Source organism: Streptomyces sp. NPDC004435, from assembly GCF_042873895.1.
In the GTDB taxonomy this organism is placed as follows: Bacteria; Actinomycetota; Actinomycetes; order Streptomycetales; family Streptomycetaceae; genus Streptomyces.
In genome coordinates this window covers 173140-192420 of record NZ_JBIAMB010000007.1, presented here as the reverse complement: position 1 = coordinate 192420, position 19281 = coordinate 173140, and the positions used below count along the sequence as shown (strand labels likewise).

16 protein-coding genes and 5 tRNA genes are annotated in these 19281 nt (G+C 71.5%); 13 read left to right on the top strand and 8 right to left on the bottom strand.

What is annotated here, in order from left to right:
• Position 1: 1 nt before the first annotated feature.
• From ACFYT9_RS14885 to ACFYT9_RS14865, 5 genes are all read right to left on the bottom strand, one after another.
• Positions 2 to 3253 (bottom strand): nitrate- and nitrite sensing domain-containing protein, encoded by a 3252-nt coding sequence (locus ACFYT9_RS14885; RefSeq protein WP_387276063.1) that lies wholly within the window; start codon positions 3251 to 3253, stop codon positions 2 to 4.
• Positions 3254 to 3603: 350 nt separating this feature from the next.
• A complete protein-coding gene (locus ACFYT9_RS14880) occupies positions 3604 to 4185 on the bottom strand; it encodes an ATP/GTP-binding protein (protein ID WP_346170988.1) in 582 nt (193 codons plus the stop codon).
• A complete protein-coding gene (locus ACFYT9_RS14875; RefSeq protein ID WP_030496941.1) occupies positions 4166 to 4576 on the bottom strand; it encodes a DUF742 domain-containing protein in 411 nt (136 codons plus the stop codon). Before ACFYT9_RS14875 ends, ACFYT9_RS14880 begins: the two co-directional genes overlap by 20 nt.
• A 156-nt stretch (positions 4577 to 4732) precedes the next feature.
• The gene (locus ACFYT9_RS14870) at positions 4733 to 5146 is read right to left on the bottom strand and encodes a roadblock/LC7 domain-containing protein (RefSeq protein WP_030496942.1); all 414 of its coding nucleotides are present in this window, start codon (positions 5144 to 5146) and stop codon (positions 4733 to 4735) included.
• A gap of 9 nt (positions 5147 to 5155) precedes the next feature.
• Positions 5156 to 9172 carry a nitrate- and nitrite sensing domain-containing protein gene (locus tag ACFYT9_RS14865; RefSeq protein ID WP_389163587.1) on the bottom strand — a complete coding sequence of 1339 codons (4017 nt, stop codon included), beginning with the start codon at positions 9170 to 9172 and terminating at the stop codon, positions 5156 to 5158.
• A gap of 571 nt (positions 9173 to 9743) precedes the next feature.
• Here ACFYT9_RS14865 and ACFYT9_RS14860 point away from each other — a divergent pair.
• The 9 genes from ACFYT9_RS14860 (at position 9744) to ACFYT9_RS14820 (ending at position 14028) form a co-directional block, all read left to right on the top strand.
• Positions 9744 to 9941, top strand: coding sequence for a hypothetical protein (locus tag ACFYT9_RS14860; RefSeq protein ID WP_376600798.1), 198 nt, complete (start codon positions 9744 to 9746; stop codon positions 9939 to 9941).
• Positions 9942 to 10053: 112 nt separating this feature from the next.
• The gene (locus tag ACFYT9_RS14855) at positions 10054 to 10839 is read left to right on the top strand and encodes a fumarylacetoacetate hydrolase family protein (RefSeq protein ID WP_376600800.1); all 786 of its coding nucleotides are present in this window, start codon (positions 10054 to 10056) and stop codon (positions 10837 to 10839) included.
• Positions 10832 to 12307 (top strand): glutamate--tRNA ligase, encoded by a 1476-nt coding sequence (gltX, locus tag ACFYT9_RS14850; protein WP_389163584.1) that lies wholly within the window; start codon positions 10832 to 10834, stop codon positions 12305 to 12307. Before ACFYT9_RS14855 ends, gltX begins: the two co-directional genes overlap by 8 nt.
• A gap of 380 nt (positions 12308 to 12687) precedes the next feature.
• Positions 12688 to 13413 carry an HAD family hydrolase gene (locus tag ACFYT9_RS14845; RefSeq protein ID WP_389163582.1) on the top strand — a complete coding sequence of 242 codons (726 nt, stop codon included), beginning with the start codon at positions 12688 to 12690 and terminating at the stop codon, positions 13411 to 13413.
• 92 nt (positions 13414 to 13505) lie between these two features.
• A tRNA-Gln gene (locus tag ACFYT9_RS14840) sits at positions 13506 to 13577 on the top strand.
• A gap of 40 nt (positions 13578 to 13617) precedes the next feature.
• Positions 13618 to 13690 (top strand) — tRNA-Glu (locus ACFYT9_RS14835).
• 62 nt (positions 13691 to 13752) lie between these two features.
• Positions 13753 to 13825: transfer RNA gene (locus ACFYT9_RS14830), tRNA-Glu, on the top strand.
• Positions 13826 to 13847: 22 nt separating this feature from the next.
• Positions 13848 to 13919, top strand: a tRNA-Gln gene (locus ACFYT9_RS14825).
• Positions 13920 to 13955: 36 nt separating this feature from the next.
• Positions 13956 to 14028, top strand: a tRNA-Glu gene (locus tag ACFYT9_RS14820).
• A gap of 153 nt (positions 14029 to 14181) precedes the next feature.
• On the opposite strand, the gene ndgR is transcribed toward ACFYT9_RS14820, so the two are convergent.
• Positions 14182 to 14898, bottom strand: a complete 717-nt coding sequence (gene ndgR / locus ACFYT9_RS14815) for an IclR family transcriptional regulator NdgR (protein ID WP_005311436.1) — start codon at positions 14896 to 14898, stop codon at positions 14182 to 14184.
• A gap of 139 nt (positions 14899 to 15037) precedes the next feature.
• On the opposite strand from ndgR, the gene leuC reads away from it, so the two are divergent.
• The 4 genes from leuC to ACFYT9_RS14795 all read left to right on the top strand — a co-directional run bounded on the left by leuC (position 15038) and on the right by ACFYT9_RS14795 (position 18235).
• The gene (leuC, locus tag ACFYT9_RS14810) at positions 15038 to 16462 is read left to right on the top strand and encodes a 3-isopropylmalate dehydratase large subunit (RefSeq protein WP_387280295.1); all 1425 of its coding nucleotides are present in this window, start codon (positions 15038 to 15040) and stop codon (positions 16460 to 16462) included.
• Between the two features lie 5 nt (positions 16463 to 16467).
• On the top strand, positions 16468 to 17061 hold the full coding sequence (gene leuD / locus ACFYT9_RS14805) for a 3-isopropylmalate dehydratase small subunit (RefSeq protein WP_387280293.1): 594 nt from the start codon (positions 16468 to 16470) through the stop codon (positions 17059 to 17061).
• Between the two features lie 104 nt (positions 17062 to 17165).
• The gene (locus ACFYT9_RS14800; protein WP_030496950.1) at positions 17166 to 17393 is read left to right on the top strand and encodes a hypothetical protein; all 228 of its coding nucleotides are present in this window, start codon (positions 17166 to 17168) and stop codon (positions 17391 to 17393) included.
• A 143-nt stretch (positions 17394 to 17536) separates the two neighbouring features.
• Entirely contained in the window at positions 17537 to 18235 is a 699-nt protein-coding gene (locus ACFYT9_RS14795) for an HU family DNA-binding protein (RefSeq protein ID WP_389163578.1), read from the top strand.
• Between the two features lie 139 nt (positions 18236 to 18374).
• Here the strand turns inward: ACFYT9_RS14795 and ACFYT9_RS14790 are convergent, their stop codons facing one another.
• Together ACFYT9_RS14790 and cofC are read right to left on the bottom strand one after the other, a co-directional pair.
• The gene (locus tag ACFYT9_RS14790; RefSeq protein ID WP_387274856.1) at positions 18375 to 18584 is read right to left on the bottom strand and encodes a hypothetical protein; all 210 of its coding nucleotides are present in this window, start codon (positions 18582 to 18584) and stop codon (positions 18375 to 18377) included.
• A gap of 10 nt (positions 18585 to 18594) precedes the next feature.
• Positions 18595 to 19242 (bottom strand): 2-phospho-L-lactate guanylyltransferase, encoded by a 648-nt coding sequence (cofC, locus tag ACFYT9_RS14785; protein ID WP_387274855.1) that lies wholly within the window; start codon positions 19240 to 19242, stop codon positions 18595 to 18597.
• Positions 19243 to 19281: the final 39 nt, after the last annotated feature.

The window sequence follows — 19281 nt, the reverse complement described above, 5'->3', positions numbered from 1 at the left end:
ACTAACGCTCCTGGTTGTAGGTACTACCCGGGCCGAGGCCCGATCCGTTCGTGTCCGACCCCGCGGTACGTCCCTGCTGGACCCCGCGGCGCAGGTTGCTCAACCTGCCCCGGACGTCCTCGGGTGCGCGGGAGACCTGGGGGCCGCCCTGCGGGGTCTGCTCCGCGGTGCCCTCGACCAGGTTGGCCTTCGGGACCCGCCGGGGGAGGCCGGACGGAGTGACCCCGCCCGCCTTCGGCTCGCGGAGCTTCTTGGCCTGCTCCCAGCGCTCGTCATTGGCCGAGCGCCACTCCTCGGAGCCGTCGTTCTGGTGCTGCTGGTCCTGCCCCACCGGCTGGGCGGGCTGGGCCGGCGGCGCGGGCCGCTGCGCCTGGGGCGCCTGCGGAGCGGCACCGCCGCGGCGCGGCAGACCGGCGTCGGTCAGACCGTGGCCGGTGTCCGGAGCGGGACTCGGAGCCGGAGCCGGACGGTCGAAGCCTACGCGCTCGCGGCCCTGTTCGGGAGCGGCCTGGGAAGATTCCGATTCCGGCCGGTAACCCTGGTCGAAAGCACCCTGGTAGGAGCTCTGCGCGGGCCACTCGCCCTGGTGGGAGGCACCTTCGAACGCCTGGTCGTATCCGGCGTGCTGTGCTTCCTGACCGTTGTACGACGCTTCCGCATACGCCTGCTGCGGGTACCCGCCGGGCTGCTGGTCGTAGCCCTCGTAACCCTGCTGCTGGGGGTAGCCGTAGCCGTCCTGCGGCTGCTGCTGGTCGTAGCCCTGCGCGTACTCCTGGCCGTAGCCCTGCTCCTGGGCGTACTCCTGCGCGGGGGCCTGGCCCTGCTGGTCGTAGCCCTGGGCGTACTCCTGGCCGTACTCGCCGCCGTACTCCTGGCCGAGCTCCTGGCCGTGCCCCGGCTCCTCGCCGTAGAGCGGCGTGCCGTCGCTCTGCACCTGGGCCTCCAGGGCGGCGCGGCGCTCCTCGCGCATCAGCGAGCGGTTGACCGGGTCCAGCTGCTGGCCCTCGCCCTGCTGCTCGTAGCGCGAGTCGTCGAAGCCGAGCTCGGCCGCGGTCCGCATCGGCGCCACCGCCGGCTCGAAGCCGCCCTGCTGCTGGTGCGGGATGATCTGGGAGACCGTGAAGTCGTCCTGGACCGGCTGCTCGCCACCGCCACCGTGGGTGATGGCGTCCGGCAGCATGACCAGCGAGGTGGTGCCGGCCTGCTCGCCCGAGGGGCGGAGCTGGACGCGGATGCCGTGCCGGTCGGACAGCCGGCCGACCACGAAGAGGCCCATGCGCTGCGAGACGGCGGCGTCCACGGTGGGCGGGTTCGCCAGCTTGTGGTTGATGTCCGCGAAGTCCTCGGCGGTGAGGCCGATGCCCTTGTCGTGGATCTCGACCATCACGCGGCCGTCGGGGAGACGGGTCGCGGTGACCCGGACCTTGGTCTGCGGGGAGGAGAACGTGGTGGCGTTCTCCAGGAGCTCGGCGAGCAGGTGCACGAGGTCGGTCACGGCCTGGCCGTGGATCTCGGCCTCCGGGACGCCGGCGATCTCGATGCGCTCGTACTGCTCCACCTCGGAGGAGGCGGCGCGCAGCACGTCGACCAGCGGGACCGGCTGGTCCCAGCGGCGGCCCGGCTCCTCGCCGGCGAGGACCAGGAGGTTCTCGCCGTTGCGGCGCATACGGGTCGCCAGGTGGTCCAGCTTGAAGAGGTTCTCCAGCTGGTCCGGGTCGGCCTCGTTGTTCTCCAGGTCGGTGATGAGGGTCAGCTGGCCCTCGATCAGCGACTGGTTGCGGCGCGAGAGGTTGGTGAAGATCGCGTTGACGTTGCCCCGGAGCATGGCCTGCTCGGCGGCGAGCCGGACCGCCTCGCGGTGGACCTGGTCGAAGGCGCGGGCGACCTCGCCGATCTCGTCCTGCGAGTCGATCGGGATGGGCTGGACGCGGGTGTCGACCCGGCCCGGCTCGGTACGGGAGAGCTGGTCGACCAGCATCGGCAGGCGCTGCTCGGCGATGCCGAAGGCGGCCGTGCGCAGCTCGCGCATCGAGCGGCTCATCTGGCGGGCCATCATCCCGGCGAGGATGAAGGCGGCGAGCAGGGCGATGACGACGCTCGCGCCGGTGACCCAGGCGTCCGTCGCGGCGTCGGAGGAGATGTCGGTGGCCTCGGCCACGGCCTTGTCGACGAGGACCTTCTCGACCTCGCTGTAGCCGTCGAACTTGGCGGTGGAGATCGCCAGCCAGGTCTCCGGGGTGATGCCCTTGGAGGCGAGCGCCTTGATCGCGTCGGCGTCCTCGGCGGTGCCGATCAGCCCGGCGACGCCGGTGTAGACCGAGCCGTCCTTGCCCTTGGGCAGGGTGACGTCGGCGGCCCGCATCTGCTTCTCGCCCGCGGCGGCCTTGCCGGCCATGACCTTCTTCAGGCGCTCGACGTCCTCGGCGGTGCCACCGGAGCTGTACTCGCCGAGGGCGATCTGCTCCAGGTAGTTGTACGAGTTGAAGGCGACCGACTGCTGGGCGAAGACGGCGTCCTTGGCGCTGGGCCGGACGAGCAGGTGGGTGCCGATGGAGCGCTGGAGCGAACCGGCGGCCTGCGCGAGCTGGATGGCGTAGACCGTACGGCCGTAGCTGGTGATGTTGCCGGTGCCCAGGCCGAGCTCGTTGGAGAACTCCATCAGGTAGTGCTGCACGCCGGTGTAGGCGAGCTGGGTGTTCACCGGGTCCTGGGAGGCCGTGTAGGCGTTCTTCCGGAGAGCGGCGAGCTTGGGCTCCTCGTTCTTGAACGCCTGCAGACGGCGCTCCAGACCCTGGCCCGAGGGCATGTTCCCGACGGTCGCGTCGAACTTGGCGCGGGCCGCGTCGGTGGCGGCGTACGCCCGGGTGATCTCCTCGCCCGCGCGGTCCCGGCCGGCGAGCAGCGGGGCCGCCGTCAGGTCGCGCTCGTTGAGCAGGGCGGTGGAGTACTCCGAGGCGGCGCGCACGATGAGCGCCGTCTTCTCGGCGTCCTGGGCCTCCTGCCAGGTGTCGATGGACCCCTTGACCTGGAAGCCGCCCATGACGAGGCCGACGAGCACGGGTATGAGGAGGATCGCGTTCAGGCGGGTGGGCACGCGCCAGTTGCGCGGGGACAGCTTGCTGGAGCTGCCCCGGGGGGCGGGTCCGGGCACGGGCGTCACCGGTACGTCCGCGGGCGACACCGCGCCGCGCGACGGCGGGGTGAAGTTGCCCCGCGCCTCCTGCTCCGCGGAGCCATCCATGCTTCGCCTCACTCGACCAACAACCTCTCGGCGTCGGCACCTACGTCGTGCCGGTGTTTCGTTCAGGGCCGTACTACTCGGGAGTTCATGAATTGCAGCACGTGAAGGGGGTCCGTTCCAAACAGTGGGACGCGGGAGCTTTCAGTGGTCCACGCCTCACATAAAACGGGCATAAAGAGCGAGCCCCGCCAAATGGCGGGGCTCATGTGAGCGCAGCGACACCGATCGGATGCGTCGGGTGTCCGGGGCGCCCGAATTCTCTGTCGAAATGTTATGAAGCCCGGGTCGGCCGTGTCGAAGGCCACAGATCGACTCCGACCGCCCCGGTCCGGCGGCATATGACAACTGCCCTGGTGAGGACGTTACTTGAGGCGGGCCATGAGGGCGTGCTCGACGAGGGTGATGAGCGCGCTCTTGGCGTCCGCGCGGTGGCGGGCGTCGGTGGTGATGATCGGGGTGTCGGGCCCGATCTGGAGCGCCTCGCGGACCTCGTCCGGGGTGTACGGCTGGGCGCCGTCGAAGCCGTTGAGGGCGATGACGAACGGCAGGCCGCTGTTCTCGAAGTAGTCGACCGCGGGGAAGCAGTCGGCGAGGCGGCGGGTGTCGACGAGGACGACGGCGCCGATGGCGCCGCGGACCAGGTCGTCCCACATGAACCAGAAGCGGTCCTGGCCGGGGGTGCCGAACAGGTACAGGATCAGGTCCTGGTCCAGGGTGATGCGGCCGAAGTCCATGGCCACCGTGGTGGTGGTCTTGCCGCCGGTGTGGGTCAGATCGTCGATCCCGGCGGAGGCCGCCGTCATCACGGCCTCGGTGCGCAGCGGATTGATCTCCGAGACGGCGCCGACGAACGTGGTCTTGCCGACGCCGAAGCCACCGGCCACCACGATCTTCGCGCTGGTGGTCGATCTGGCCGCACCGCCGTTAGAGCTTGCGAAGTCCACTGAGCACCCTTTCGAGCAGTGTCACGTCCGGCGTGCCGCCGGCTTCTCCGTTGCCCGGCTGGTGGATCGCCACCATGCCCGCCTCGGCCAGGTCGGCCACGAGGATCCGGGCGACACCGAGCGGCATCGACAGCAGGGCGGACACCTCGGCCACCGACTTGACCTCACGGCACAGGTGGCAGATGCGCTGGTGCTCGGGGAGGAGCGTGGCGAGGTGCGCCGGGTCGGCCGTGGTGCTGACCAGTGCCTCGATGGCGAGCTGGTAGCGCGGCCGGGTCCGGCCGCCGGTCATCGCGTACGGACGGACCAGCGGCTGGTCGCCCTCATGACCGTACGGATCGTCCAGGGACGAGCCGCCGTACGGATCGTGAGTGGCGGGGGGCGGGGTCATGAATCCTCCGGGCGTGACGGCAAGACCTCTGCCGTCTGATGGGGCCGGTGGGGGGCCGGATGGGGCGGCCGGACGATGAACGGTGCCGGGGGCGGTACGAGTTGGGGTGCGTACCGCCCCGTCGAGGGGGCAGGTGCTGCGGGCGGGTGGGGGCCGCTAGTGCAGCAGGCTGCCCTGGAGCTCCGCGCGGAGATCCGGGGTGAGCACGCTGCCGGCCCGGTCGACCAGCAGCGCCATCTCGTAGCCGACGAGGCCGATGTCGCACTCCGGGTGCGCGAGCACGGCCAGCGAGGAGCCGTCCGAGACCGACATGAGGAAGAGGAAGCCGCGCTCCATCTCCACCACGGTCTGTGCCACGGGACCGCCCTCGAAGATCCGGGAGGCGCCCGCGGTCAGCGAGGTGAGCCCGGACGCGACCGCCGCCAGCTGGTCGGCACGATCACGGGGGAATCCTTCGGACATGGCCAGCAGAAGGCCGTCGGCGGAGACCACCACCGTGTGGGACACCCCGGGGGTGTTGTCCACGAAGTTGGTGATCAACCAGTTCAGATTCTGCGCCGCCTGGCTCATCGCGCTCAACTATCGCTCCTGCTGGTGGTTCGGACCGAGGTGGAAGCTACCCGTGGTCGAGTTGCCCGCCTGTCGGCCCTGCTGGATGCCGCGGCGCAGATTGGTGAGCCGGCCGCGGACGTCGTCGGGTGCACGCGAGACCTGGGGGCCGGCCGTGTGGGCCTGCTCCTGTGCGGTCCCGGGTACGAGGTTGGCCTTCGGCACACGGCGCGGAAGACCGGAGGTGGTGACCCCGCCGGCGGAGGGCTTGCGCGCCCGCTCGGCCTGGCGCACCAGATCGTCGTTGGGCGACGGCCGCCACGAGGCCGGGCCCTGCCGACCACCGTCACCGGCGGCCGGAGCACCGGCCGGCGGCTGACCCGCCGGAGCGGGCTGCTGCACGACCGGGGTCTGCATGGTCTGGTCGACCGCGGGCGTCCGCTGCTGCGGCTGGGCCGGCTGGGCCGGAGCCTGCTGCTGACCCTGGTCCTGGTGGAACCAGTTGGTCTCCAGCGTGTCGAACAGCGGGGTGCGTCCGTCACCGGGAGCCGGCGCCGGCGGCAGGGCCTCCGGGCGGCGCGGCCGGCCGAGCTGCGGCTGCCGCGGCTCGGGAGCCTGGCCCTGCGGCGCGACGGGCTGCGGTCCCTGCGGCGGCACGGGCCGCTGAGGCGCCTGGGGCATCTGCGGGGCCTGGGGCGCCTGGGGGCCCTGGGGCGCGAACTCGTTGCCGGTGCGCTGGCGCGGGGCCGGAGGCTGCGGAGCCTGCTGCTGCGCCTGCGGCACGTAGGGCTGGCTGCCGTACGGCGGACGGTCCTGGTACTGCGGGGCCTGGGGCGCCTGCGGCATCTGCGGGGCCTGGTGCGCCTGCGGGGCCTGGGGCGCGCCGAAGTCCGGGCGCGGGAACTGACCGGTGGAGCCGGGACCCTGCGGGGCCAGGGGGGCCTCGTAGTCCGGCCGCGCGAACTGCGCGGTGGACGCCGGGTCCTGGTACTGAGGCTCCTGGTACTGCGGGGCCTGCGGCTGCTGGGGCGCCTGCGGCGCGCCGAAGTCGGGGCGCGGGAACTGGCCCGTCGAACCCGGACCCTGCGGTGCGCCGGGCGCGGCGAAGGAACCGGTGGTCTCCGCGTCGTCGTGGCCGCGCGGGGCGTCCAGCGGCGTCATGTCCTGCTGCGGGCGGCGCACCGGCTGCTGGGCCGGGTCGCTGCCCCAGCTCGCACCCTGCGGGCGCTGCTGCTGGGGGTTCCCGCCGGGCAGCTCGGCGCGCGGGAAGCCGTTCGGCGCCCCCAGCGGGTCCTGCTGCTGCGGGACCTGCGGCTGCTGCGGAGCCTGGGGCGCCTGCTGCTGCGGGGCCTGCTGGTTCTGCGGACGGCCGCCCCACACGTCCGTGCGGGACGGGATGGCGCTGGCCGCGCCGCCGATGAGACCGGCACCCGGGCCGGGCTGCGGAGGCTGCGGGAGCTGCGGCAGCTGACCGGTCTGCTCCAGCTGGGCGTCGGCCGGCTGCGGCTGACGGGGCTGCTGGGGGGCCGGGGCCGGGGCCTGCGGCGCGCCGTCCCGGGCGGGCAGCGCGGTGCGCGGACCGCCCGCGGGACCGACCTGGGGACGCGAGGCGCCGGGACCCGTGCCGAGGCGGCCGGCCGGAGCCGGGGGACCGCCGAGACCCGGACGTCCGCCACCGGGGCCGCCGGCACCGGGGCCACCGGGCGCGCCGGGACCGCCGGGGAGACGTCCGCCGGGGGCGTTGCCGCCCTGCGGGGCCGCGCCCTGGGTGCCGGGACCGGTCTTGGGGGCCGGCTTGCGGCCGCCCTGGGCGACGTCGACGGGGAGCATGACGAGCGCGGTGGTGCCGCCCGAGTCGGACGGGCGCAGCTGGATGCGGATGCCGTGTCGCAGGGACAGGCGGCCGACCACGAAGAGGCCCATGCGGCGGGAGACGGAGACGTCCACGGTGGGCGGCGAGGCGAGCCGCTCGTTGATCGCCGCGAGGTCCTCGGGGGAGAGGCCGATGCCGGTGTCGTGGATCTCGACCAGCACCCGCCCGTCGGGCAGCGCGTGGCCGGTGACCCGGACCTTGGTCTGCGGGGAGGAGAACGAGGTGGCGTTCTCCAGCAGCTCGGCGAGGAGGTGCACGAGGTCGTTGACGACCCGGCCGGCGACGTCGGTCGCCGGGACCGCGGCCAGCTCGATGCGCTCGTACTGCTCCACCTCGGAGGCGGCGGCGCGAAGCACGTCGACCAGCGGGACCGGACGGGTCCAGCGGCGGCCCGGCTCCTCGCCGGCGAGGACGAGGAGGTTCTCGCCGTTCCGGCGCATACGGGTCGCGAGGTGGTCGAGCTTGAACAGCGAGGAGAGCTGGTCCGGGTCGGCCTCGCGGGACTCCAGCTCGGAGATGAGCGAGAGCTGACGCTGGATGAGGCCCTGGGAGCGGCGCGAGAGGTTGGTGAACATCGCGTTGACGTTGCCCCGGAGGAGGGCCTGCTCGGCGGCGAGGCGGACCGCCTCGCGGTGCACGTCGTCGAAGGCCGCGGCCACCTGGCCGATCTCGTCCCGGGAGTGCACACCGACGGACTCGACGGAGGTGTCGACGTCCTGCGGGTCGGACTCGGAGAGCTGCTTGACCAGCTCGGGCAGGCGTTCCTGGGCGACCTTGGTGGCGGTGTCCTGGAGCCGGCGCAGCGAGCGGATCATGGAGCGGGCCACGACGAAGGCGCCGACGAGCGAGACGCCGAGGACGAGCAGGATCAGCGCACCGTTGATGATCGCCTCGCGCTGCGACTCCTGCCGCAGCTCACGGGCCATCGTCTCCATGTCGCCGAGGAGCTCGTTCTCGATGCGGCCCATGGCCGCGATCTTGGTCTCGTACTCGTCGGTGAAGTTGAGGTAACCGCGGGGCTGGGCGCCCGCCATCGTGTCGTCCGCCTTCAGCACGCGCTCGGCGTACTTCTCGGCGTCCACGATCGTGGGGTTGCCGGAGTGGAGCGACTCGGTGAGGTCGGTGGCGTCGCCGCCGGTCTCCTCGTAGATCGAGGTGAACGACTTGAAGGCGTTGTTCTCGCCGTTGAGCGCGGCCTCGCCGTAGAGGCGGTCGCCGGACTGGATCTTGCCGCGCTGCTTGTCGCTGGCCGGCAGGGCGCCCGCGATGATCGCCTGCTGGATGGAGGCGTACTCCTTGGCGGACGAGAACGCGGCGAGCGCGCGGGTCCGCTTGATCATCTCGGGGTTGCTGGTCGCCTGCGCCATGTCCTGCGAGAGGCTGAGCAGCGAGCGGATGAGACGGCTGTACGCCTCGACCGTCACGGACTGCTGGACGCCGTCCTTGTAGGCGGTGGTCCGGATGTTGTGGAGGTCGAGGACCTGCCCGGCGATGATGCCGACGTTCGAGCGGATGCTGTGCAGCGCGTCGTCGTCCTCGGTGTTCGGGATGGCCCGGGTGGCGTCGAGGAACGCGTCGTACTGGCGGTCGGTGCGGCGGCGCGGGTTGGCGATCTGGTAGTCGCTGACCGGACGGCCGTTGGCGAGCGGACCCGCGGAGAGGTCGCGCTCGGCCTGGAGCGTCTGCGCGAGCGCGGTCGCCTCACGGGTCAGCTTGGTCAGCAGCTGCATGTGGTCGAGCTGCTGCATGTCCTGGAGCGACTCGTTGATGCGGATGCCGCCGAGGCTGGTGGCCGCGACCACGGGGAGGGTCAGCAGGGCCACGAGGCGTGTGGAGATGCGCCAGTTGCGGAGGGCTATTCGGGGGCCGGTGGAGTTCTCGGGGGCGGCGGGCGTGGTGCCCTTCTCCCCGCGAGAGGCGGCCGCACCCTGTTCGCCGGACGGGGCGGACGCGCCCGCACCGCGTGCGGGACCGTCGCCGGACTCGCCGTTCGGGCGCGCGGCCTTGCCCTGCTTCCTGCCCCGGCCGCCCGCGCCGGGCGCCTGCTGGGTGGAGTGCGGGGTCGCGGGACCGCGATCGGCCCCGGCACGCGCTTCCTGCTCCGTCGGAGCCTCCGCGCGACCCTTGCGGGCCTGGGCAGAGCCCGCGCCATCCCTCTTGAAACGTCCCTGCACTAGCGTCGCAACCTCTGGACCAGGCGCCCTTCCGGTCGGAACCGGAGCGGACGGTGTCGGCGTCGATGGGACGCGTCGGTGCGCCCCGGGTGGTCGTCGGTGACCGGCGCAGATCCCCCTTTCCCGCCACTCGGCCGGCGCTGAGTTGCGCCCCCTGCGTGCCGGCGTCGAACCCGCGGCGGTGCCGGAATTCCAGCACAGTGCCGGACCTCCAACAAGGGCTGAGGTCTGTACCGCGAGGGGGATGACCAACCGTGCGCATCACGTCACCCCGCGTAGAAGATGATCGCGGAGGTTTCGGACTTTTCCGGTCCAATGTCTCGGCGCCCCCGAGTGTCCCAGTCGCGATGATCAGGAGCGGAATGGAAGGTTCAGTGGCGGAATGTCCCTTTCCGTGACTTGACATGCCTGTCCGTAATGAGCGGAATATCCACCCGTTGGTGAGCAAACTCACACGGGAATGGATGTCTCCGCCATGCAATCCAAGGGAACGCCTTGATTTAGCCTGACGCTTTACACCATTCTTCGCGCCCGCACGGGCGCCCGTCCCGGAACAAGGACTGCCAGCGCGATGACTGCACCCACCCCCGCCATCACGGCCAACCCGCGCCGCTCCACCCTCGCCCACCTCGCGGACGCCGACGCCCTCGGCCGCGGCGCCACCCCCGAGTACGCGACCGAGCTGCCCGGCTCCACGGCCAACCCGCGCCGCACCGTCCTCATGCAGGCCCCCGCGCCCTACGTGCCGGCCTACCTCGCCGAGGCCTGATCCGCCCCGCCGCACGCCCGCCACCGGCGACGACCGCCGGTCGGCCGCCCCGCGCCGCGTTAGCCTGGAGCGTCAGACTCCAGCCAGTACCAAGTGAGGGGCGACAGCACTCGTGCGCATCGCCAGATTCTCCATCGACGGCAATGTCGCCTTCGGCGCGGTCGAGGGCGAGGGGCCCGTCGAGTCCGGCGGCCTCGTCCTCGACATCATCAAGGGCATCCCGTACACCGACTTCGAGCTCAGCGGCACCAAGGTCCCGCTGAGCAAGGTACGGCTCCTGCCGCCGGTGCTCCCCAACAAGGTCGTGGCCATCGGCCGCAACTACGCGGAGCACGCCAAGGAACTCGGCAACGAGGTCCCCGAGGTCCCGGTCGCCTTCTTCAAGCCGACGACCTCCGTCATCGGCCCCGGCGACGCCATCGAGTACCCCTCCTTCTCCAGCGAGCTGCACCACGAGGCCGAACTGGCCGTGGTGATCGGCCGCATGTGCCGCGAGGTGCCCCGGGAGCGCGTCAAGGACGTGATCTTCGGCTACACCTGCGCCAACGACGTGACCGCCCGCGACGTCCAGAAGCGCGAGGCCCAGTGGGCCCGCGCCAAGGGCTTCGACACGAGCTGCCCGCTGGGCCCCTGGGTGGAGACCGACCTCGACCCGAGCGACCTCACCATCCAGGCCACGGTCAACGGCGAGCAACGCCAGCTCGGTCGGACGAGCGACATGATCCGCTCCATCGAGGACCTGGTCGTCCACATCACCGAGGCCATGACGCTGCTCCCGGGCGACGTCATCCTCACCGGCACCCCCGCCGGGGTCGGCCCCCTCACCGTCGGCGACGAGGTCGCCGTCACCATCGAAGGCATCGGCACTCTCACCAACAGGGTGATCAAGCGTGGCTAACGCGAACCTCCGCGTCCGTTTCTGTCCGTCCCCGACCGGCAACCCCCACGTGGGCCTGGTCCGCACCGCCCTCTTCAACTGGGCGTTCGCCCGGCACAACCAGGGCACCATGGTCTTCCGCATCGAGGACACCGACGCGGCCCGCGACTCCGAGGAGTCGTACGAGCAGCTGCTCGACTCCCTCAAGTGGCTCGGCCTCGACTGGGACGAGGGCCCCGAGGTCGGCGGCCCGCACGCCCCGTACCGCCAGTCGCAGCGGATGGACATCTACAAGGACGTCGCCGACAAGCTGCTCGCCGGCGGGTACGCGTACCGCTGCTACTGCACCACCGCCGAGCTGGACGAGCGCCGTGAGGCCGCCCGCGCCGCCGGGAAGCCCTCCGGCTACGACGGCCACTGCCGCGAGCTGTCGGAGGGGCAGGTCGCGCAGTACGAGGCCGAGGGCCGCGAGCCGATCGTCCGCTTCCGGATGCCCGACGAGGCCATCACCTTCACCGACCTGGTGCGCGGCGAGCTCACCTTCACCCCGGAGAACGTGCCGGACTACGGCATCCTCCGGGCCAACGGCGCCCCGCTCTACACCCTGGTCAACCCGGTCGACGACGCGCTGATGGAGATCACCCACGTCCTGCGCGGCGAGGACCTGCTCTCCTCCACCCCCCGCCAGATCGCCCTCTACAAGGCGCTGATCGAGCTGGGCGTCGCCAAGGAGATCCCCGCCTTCGGCCACCTGCCGTACGTGATGGGCGAGGGCAACAAGAAGCTCTCCAAGCGCGACCCGCAGGCGTCCCTCAACCTCTACCGGGAGCGCGGCTTCCTCCCCGAGGGCCTGCTGAACTACCTGTCGCTGCTCGGCTGGTCCTTCTCGGCCGACCAGGACATCTTCACCATCCCCGAGATGGTGGCGAAGTTCGACATCGCCGACGTCAACGCCAACCCGGCCCGCTTCGACCTGAAGAAGGCCGAGTCCATCAACGCGGACCACATCCGCATGCTGGACGTGAAGGCGTTCACCGAGGCGTGCGAGCCCTGGCTCCAGGCCCCGCACGCCCCCTGGGCCCCCGAGGACTTCGACCGCGCGGCCTGGGAGCGGATCGCCCCGCACGCCCAGACCCGCCTGACCGTGCTCTCCGAGATCACGGCCAACGTCGACTTCCTCTTCCTGCCCGAGCCGGTCCTCGACCAGCCCTCCTGGGACAAGGCGATGAAGGGCGAGCCCGCGGCCCTCCTCACCACCGCCCGCGAGAAGCTCGACGCCGCCGACTGGAGCGACCCGGAGTCCCTCAAGAACGCGGTCCTGGCCGCCGGCGAGGCCCACGGCCTCAAGCTCGGCAAGGCGCAGGCCCCGGTCCGCGTCGCCGTCACCGGCCGCACCGTCGGCCTCCCCCTCTTCGAGTCCCTGGAGATCCTGGGCAAGGAGAAGACCCTGGCCCGCGTCGACGCGGCCCTGGCGAAGCTCGCCGCGTAAGCGGTACCCGCCGTACGGGACGGGGGCGGCGGCCGGAGGGATCTCCGGCCGCCGCCCCCGTCGTCGTACCCGCGCGCTGTCGCACCCGGCGCCCGGGGACGCCGCGGGCCCACGACACCGCCTGACTTCGCCCGCCGGGAGCCGTCCCTCGCCCCCCCCGGCGAGGCGGCGCCGAGGTCTCCCTCGGATCCGGGCCGTCGCCGAGGGTGAGAACGGCCACACCGTCGCCGTGGTCGCCTCGGGCCGGGGAGCCGGCCCCACCCCGCCCGGCCCGGCCGCGCCGCCGACGGAGAGCGCGCCGGCCTCCGCCCCGTCCGGCTCACCGGGGATCCGCCGAAAACCCCGTCCCCCCGGCCCCCCGGCGGCGTACCGTCGACCCCATGAGCATCCGCGCCGTCCTCTGGGACGTGGACGACACGATCTTCGACTACGCGAGCGCCGATCGTGCCGGGATGCGCGCCCACCTCGCCGCCGAGGGCCTGTCCGGCCTGCACGGCTCCGTCGAGGACGCCCTGCGCCACTGGAAGGAGCTCACCGAGCTGCACTGGCGGCGCTACGAGGAGAGGCCCACGGGGAACTGGCAGGACCAGCGGCGCCGGCGCGTCCGCGACTTCCTGGAGCGCCCCGCCATGACCGACCCCGAGACCGACGCCTGGTTCGGCCGGTACGTGGCCCACTACGAGGCGGCCTGGGAGCTCTTCCCCGACGCCCTGCCCGTCCTCGACCTGCTCGCCCCCGAGTACCGGCAGGCCGTCCTGTCGAACTCCAGCATCCACGCCCAGGAGCCCAAGCTGCGCGCCCTCGGCGTCCGCGACCACTTCGAGGCCGTCCTGTGCGCCGCCGAGCTGGGCAGCGCCAAGCCGGCCCCCGAGGCGTTCCACGCGGCCTGCGCCGCCCTCGGCCTCGCCCCCCGGGAGGTGGCGTACGTGGGGGACCGGCCCGACATCGACGCCCTCGGCGCCCAGGAGGCGGGGCTCCACGGCATCTGGCTGGACCGCGCCGACTCCGGGGAGCAGGCGGGCGTGCACCGCATCACCGACCTGCACCAGCTCCCTCCGCTGCTCCGCGGGGATACCCGTTTTGGAGCACCGTCCACCTTCGGGTAATGTTCTTCCTGCGCCGAGGGGAGCAAGCCGAAAGGCAAGAACCCGGAAAGCGCAAGCCGAGCAAGATCCCCCTCACGGGGAAGTTGCCCCGGTGGCCTATGGTGTAATTGGCAGCACGACTGATTCTGGTTCAGTTAGTCTTGGTTCGAGTCCAGGTAGGCCAGCTCGCAGAGCTCATCTGCAACCGTGGATGGCATCCACAAAGCCCCCGTTGTGTAGCGGCCTAGCACGCCGCCCTCTCAAGGCGGTAGCGCCGGTTCGAATCCGGTCGGGGGTACAGATCCTTCCCGCGGGATCACTTGGGTAGCTCCCAGGTGGACCCGATGCAGGATCGCTAGGGCCCCCGTTGTGTAGCGGCCTAGCACGCCGCCCTCTCAAGGCGGTAGCGCCGGTTCGAATCCGGTCGGGGGTACGACGCTGGTCTAACCACGTATTGGTCTATGGTGTAATTGGCAGCACGACTGATTCTGGTTCAGTTAGTCTTGGTTCGAGTCCAGGTAGACCAGCTCGGATCTGCGGCGGAAACGCCCGCAAGATCCAAAGCCCCCGTTGTGTAGCGGCCTAGCACGCCGCCCTCTCAAGGCGGTAGCGCCGGTTCGAATCCGGTCGGGGGTACGCGAAACGAAGAAGCCCTTCCCTTCGGGGGAGGGCTTCTTCGCTGTTGCCCCGACCCGACCCGGCCCGGCCCGCGTCCGGACACAACTCCGGCCCACCGCTGCGGCGTTGGAGCGGTGGGCCGGGAACGAACAGGTGAACAGAGGAGAAGGATCAGCCGTTGCGGCGGAGCGCCTCGGAGAGCCGGGCCGCGGCGTCGATGACCGCCTGGGCGTGCATACGGCCCGGGTGGCGCGTCAGGCGCTCGATCGGACCCGAGACCGACACGGCGGCCACCACACGGTTCGACGGGCCCCTCACGGGCGCGGAGACGGACGCGACGCCCGGCTCACGCTCGCCGATCGACTGGGCCCAGCCACGGCGCCGTACGCCCGAAAGGGCCGTCGCCGTGAAACGGGCGCCCTGGAGACCCCGGTGGAGCCGCTCCGGCTCCTCCCAGGCCATCAGGATCTGCGCCGACGAGCCGGCCTTCATGGTCAGCGTCGAGCCCACCGGGACCGTGTCCCGCAGACCGGACAGCCGCTCGGCCGCCGCCACGCAGATCCGCATGTCGCCCTGGCGCCGGTAGAGCTGCGCGCTCTCCCCGGTGACGTCACGCAGATGCGTCAGCACCGGCCCGGCCGTCGCGAGGAGACGGTCCTCACCGGCCGCCGCCGCGAGCTCCGCGAGGCGCGGGCCCAGAATGAAACGGCCCTGCATGTCGCGGGCCACCATCCGGTGGTGTTCCAATGCCACGGCCAGTCGGTGGGCCGTGGGTCGTGCGAGTCCCGTCGCCGCGACCAGTCCTGCGAGGGTGGCCGGACCGGACTCCAGGGCGCTCAGGACAAGGGCTGCCTTGTCGAGAACGCCTACGCCGCTAGAGTTGTCCATGCAACGATACTCGCGTCTCACTCTGTGAAACGCAAGTTCAATTTCGCGAGGAACTTGTCACTCTGGTGGTGTGGCCGCACAACGGCCCGCACAACGGTCTCTAGTGGTGCCGACGCAGCCGTCGGCCGGAGGGAAAGCGATGGGTAGGACACTCGCGGAGAAGGTCTGGGACGACCACGTCGTCCGGCGCGCCGAGGGCGAGCCCGACCTCCTCTTCATCGATCTTCACCTGCTGCACGAGGTGACCAGCCCCCAGGCCTTCGACGGCCTCCGGCAGAACGGCCGGCAGGTGCGGCGCCTCGACCTCACCATCGCCACCGAGGACCACAACACCCCCACCCTCGACATCGACAAGCCCATCGCCGACCCGGTCTCCCGCGCCCAGCTGGAGACCCTGCGCAAGAACTGCGCCGAGTTCGGTGTCCGCCTCCACCCGCTCGGCGACGTCGAGCAGGGCGTCGTCCACGTCGTGGGACCGCAGCTGGGCCTGACCCAGCCCGGCATGACCGTCGTCTGCGGCGACTCCCACACCTCCACGCACGGCGCCTTCGGCGGCCTGGCGTTCGGCATCGGCACCAGCCAGGTCGAGCACGTCCTGGCCACCCAGACGCTGCCCATGGCCCGCCCGAAGACCATGGCCATCACGGTCAACGGCGAGCTGCCCGCCGACGTCACCGCCAAGGACCTGATCCTCGCCGTCATCGCGCGGATCGGCACCGGCGGCGGCCAGGGCTACGTCCTGGAGTACCGGGGCTCCGCCATCGAGAAACTCTCGATGGAGGGCCGCATGACCATCTGCAACATGTCCATCGAGGCCGGTGCCCGCGCGGGCATGATCGCCCCCGACGAGACCACCTTCGCCTACCTCAAGGGCCGCGCCCACGCCCCCGAGGGCGAGGACTGGGACGCCGCCGTCGCCTACTGGAAGACGCTGCGGACCGACGAGGACGCCGTCTTCGACGCCGAGGTCGTCATCGAGGCCGCCGAGCTGGCGCCGTTCGTCACCTGGGGCACCAACCCCGGCCAGGGCGCGCCGCTTTCGGCGAACGTCCCCGACCCGGCCTCGTACGAGGACCCCTCGGAGCGCCTCGCCGCCGAAAAGGCCCTGGAGTACATGGGGTTGACCGCCGGCCAGCCGCTGCGCGACATCAAGGTCGACACCGTCTTCGTAGGCTCCTGCACCAACGGCCGCATCGAGGACCTGCGCAACGCCGCCTCCCTCCTGGACGGCCGCAAGGTCGCCGACGGCGTCCGCATGCTGGTCGTCCCCGGTTCCGTCCGGGTCGCCCTGCAGGCCGTCGAGGAGGGCCTGGACAAGGTCTTCAAGGCCGCCGGTGCCGAATGGCGGCACGCCGGCTGCTCCATGTGCCTGGGCATGAACCCCGACCAGCTGGCTCCCGGCGAGCGCTCCGCCTCCACCTCCAACCGCAACTTCGAGGGCCGGCAGGGCAAGGGCGGACGCACCCACCTGGTCTCCCCCCAGGTCGCCGCCGCCACCGCCGTCCTGGGCCATCTGGCCTCCCCGGCCGACCTGTCCGACGCCGTCACCACCGCGGGGGTCTGAGAACCATGGAAGCTTTCACCACGCACACCGGCCGGGCCGTCCCGCTGCGCCGCAGCAACGTCGACACCGACCAGATCATCCCGGCGCACTGGCTGAAGAAGGTCACCCGCGACGGCTTCGAGGACGGCCTCTTCGAGGCATGGCGCAAGGACTCCGAGTTCATCCTCAACCGCCCCGAGCGGCAGGGCGCCTCGGTCCTGGTGGCCGGCCCCGACTTCGGCACCGGCTCCTCCCGCGAGCACGCCGTCTGGGCGCTCCAGAACTACGGCTTCAAGACCGTGATCTCCGCCCGCTTCGCCGACATCTTCCGCGGCAACTCGCTGAAGAACGGTCTGCTGACGGTCGTCCTGCCGCAGGAGACGGTCGACGCCCTCTGGCAGCTGACCGAGGCCGACCCCACCGCCGAGATCACCGTCGACCTGGAGACCCGCAAGGTCCTGGCGGACGGGATCGACGCCGACTTCGAGCTCGACGAGAACGCCCGCTGGCGGCTCCTGAACGGCCTGGACGACATCAGCCTCACCCTTCAGAACGAAGCCGACATCGCGGCCTACGAGGCGGCGAGGCCGTCCTTCAAGCCCCGTACAATTACGGCCTGAGCAGCGCTTTTCCAAGACTGCGCCCCCCACCCTCCGGTGGGGGGCGCAGTCGCTTGTTGAGACCCTGTCGGGCGACAACTCGCCCTAGATGGCACAATCGGTGCATGGAACGCGACAGCCAACTCGAGCTCTACGAGGCAGTCGCCGCCCGATTGAAGGAAGCGCACTCCCGGGTGCGCGCACTGCAAGTCCCGGAGGGCGTAAGGATGGCGCTGTCCCGGAAGCTGCTGGTCGTCACGGCCGCGGCGAAGCACGATCTCGCGGACGCGGCAACGCGTCTGGACCGGTTGATGAAGGACCTCGACGAGGGCCGATTCCCTGAAGACGACTGACACCAGGAACTCCGCAACGGCACTTCCGCGTTGCGGCACAAGGGTGATTAGGCCGTTTCGTGTTTGATTTGCGGTATATACATGCCTAACGTGCGAAAACGCTAGAACAGTTTCGTTCCGGCAAAGTCTCCGAAGGGGAAGACGTGAACAAGGCGCAGCTCGTAGAAGCGATTGCCGACAAGTTGGGCGGTCGCCAGCAGGCCGCCGAAGCCGTCGACCACGTGCTCGACGCCATCGTGCGCGCCGTGGTGTCCGGCGACCGGGTCTCGGTCACCGGATTCGGCTCGTTCGAGAAGGTCGACCGCCCGGCCCGCTACGCCCGCAACCCGCAGACGGGCGAGCGCGTGCGGGTCAAGAAGACCTCGGTTCCGCGTTTCCGCGCAGGCCAGGGCTTCAAGGACCTGGTCAGCGGTTCGAAGAAGCTCCCCAAGGGCGGCGAGGTCTCCGTCAAGAAGGCCCCCAAGGGCAGCCTGACCGGCGGGGCCTCCGCCACCGTGAAGAAGGCCGCGGCGAAGAAGGCCACCACGGCCAAGAAGGCCGCCGCCAAGAAGGCCACTCCGGCCAAGAAGACCACGGCAGCCGCCGCGAAGAAGGCCACTCCGGCCAAGAAGACCACCACCGCGGCCGCGAAGAAGACCTCCGCGGCCACCAAGAAGACGACGGCGGCCGCCAAGAAGACCGCCACCGCCGCCGCGAAGAAGGCCACCACGGCCACCACCGCCAAGAAGGCCGCCGCCAAGAAGACGGCCCCGGCCAAGAAGGTCACGGCGAAGAAGGCTCCCGCCAAGAAGACCACGGCGCGCAAGACCGCCACGGCCAAGAAGGCCGCCGCCAAGAAGTAGGACGGTCCCCGCACGTCCGCCGGGCCGGGCTCCCCGCACGGGAGCCCGGCCCGCGGCGCGCCGGTGCGCCCCGGAGCCGTACCGCACGGGGCAGGACACACCTCGGGTCCGTGCGCGGAGCAGGGCCGGGGGAGTGGTCTCAGAAGGTCTGCAGCGTCACCAGGGTGATCCGCCGGCCCGCGCCCGCCGTGCCCGGATCCACCTCGATCCGCACCCGCTGGCCCGGCCGCAGCAACCGCAGCCCGCCCGCGTCGAAGGCATCGGGACCGAACTCCACCGGGGTGCCGTCGTCGAGCAGCACACTCCCGCTGCGGGTGTCGGGGTCGTACGTGAACGCGGTCGCCTGCATGCACCGCACCCTATCCGGCCGGCGCCGGCCGACGGGCCGCCGTCCGCGGGCCGAGCCCCAGCGCACCCGCCTCCGCCAGGTCCTCCCCGGTGTCCACGTCCCGGCGCACGGAATCCACCCCCGCCAGCCGGATTTCCACCGCCCCCGACGACAAATGCCGCAGCCTCGACGGACCTCCGAAAGCCGGTTCCAATTCCACCCCCGGCGCCGCCGAGAGGAATGTCGTACCTATTTCGGCGGCATCCGCGAGAAATGCCCTCGGGAATTGCCGGGCCGCCGCGAGCACCCGCCCCAGCTCCACCGGGCGCAGCGCCGGCAGGTCCGCGTTCAGCGCCGCCACGCGCGCGTGCGGCCGCCGCTCCCGTACCGCCCGGGCCCCGTGCGCCAGCGCCGCGTTGAGCCCCGCCGCCGGGGAGTCCGGCACGATCCTGGCCCCCAGCGCCGCCAGGGCCCGGCCCGCCGCCGGATCGTCCGTGACCACCACCACGTCCCGTACCTCCGGACACTCCAGCGCCGCCGCCACGGTGTCCTCGGCGAAGGCCAGGGCCAGCCGGGGCCGCAGCCGTTCCCCGGCCGCCGCGGCGAGCCGGCTCTTCGCCAGGGCCAGGGGTTTCAGGGGTACGACCAGGGACCAGCCGTCGTCCGCATCCGTGTTCATCGCGGCCCATTCTGTCCCGCCCCGGCGGTACGGCCCTGC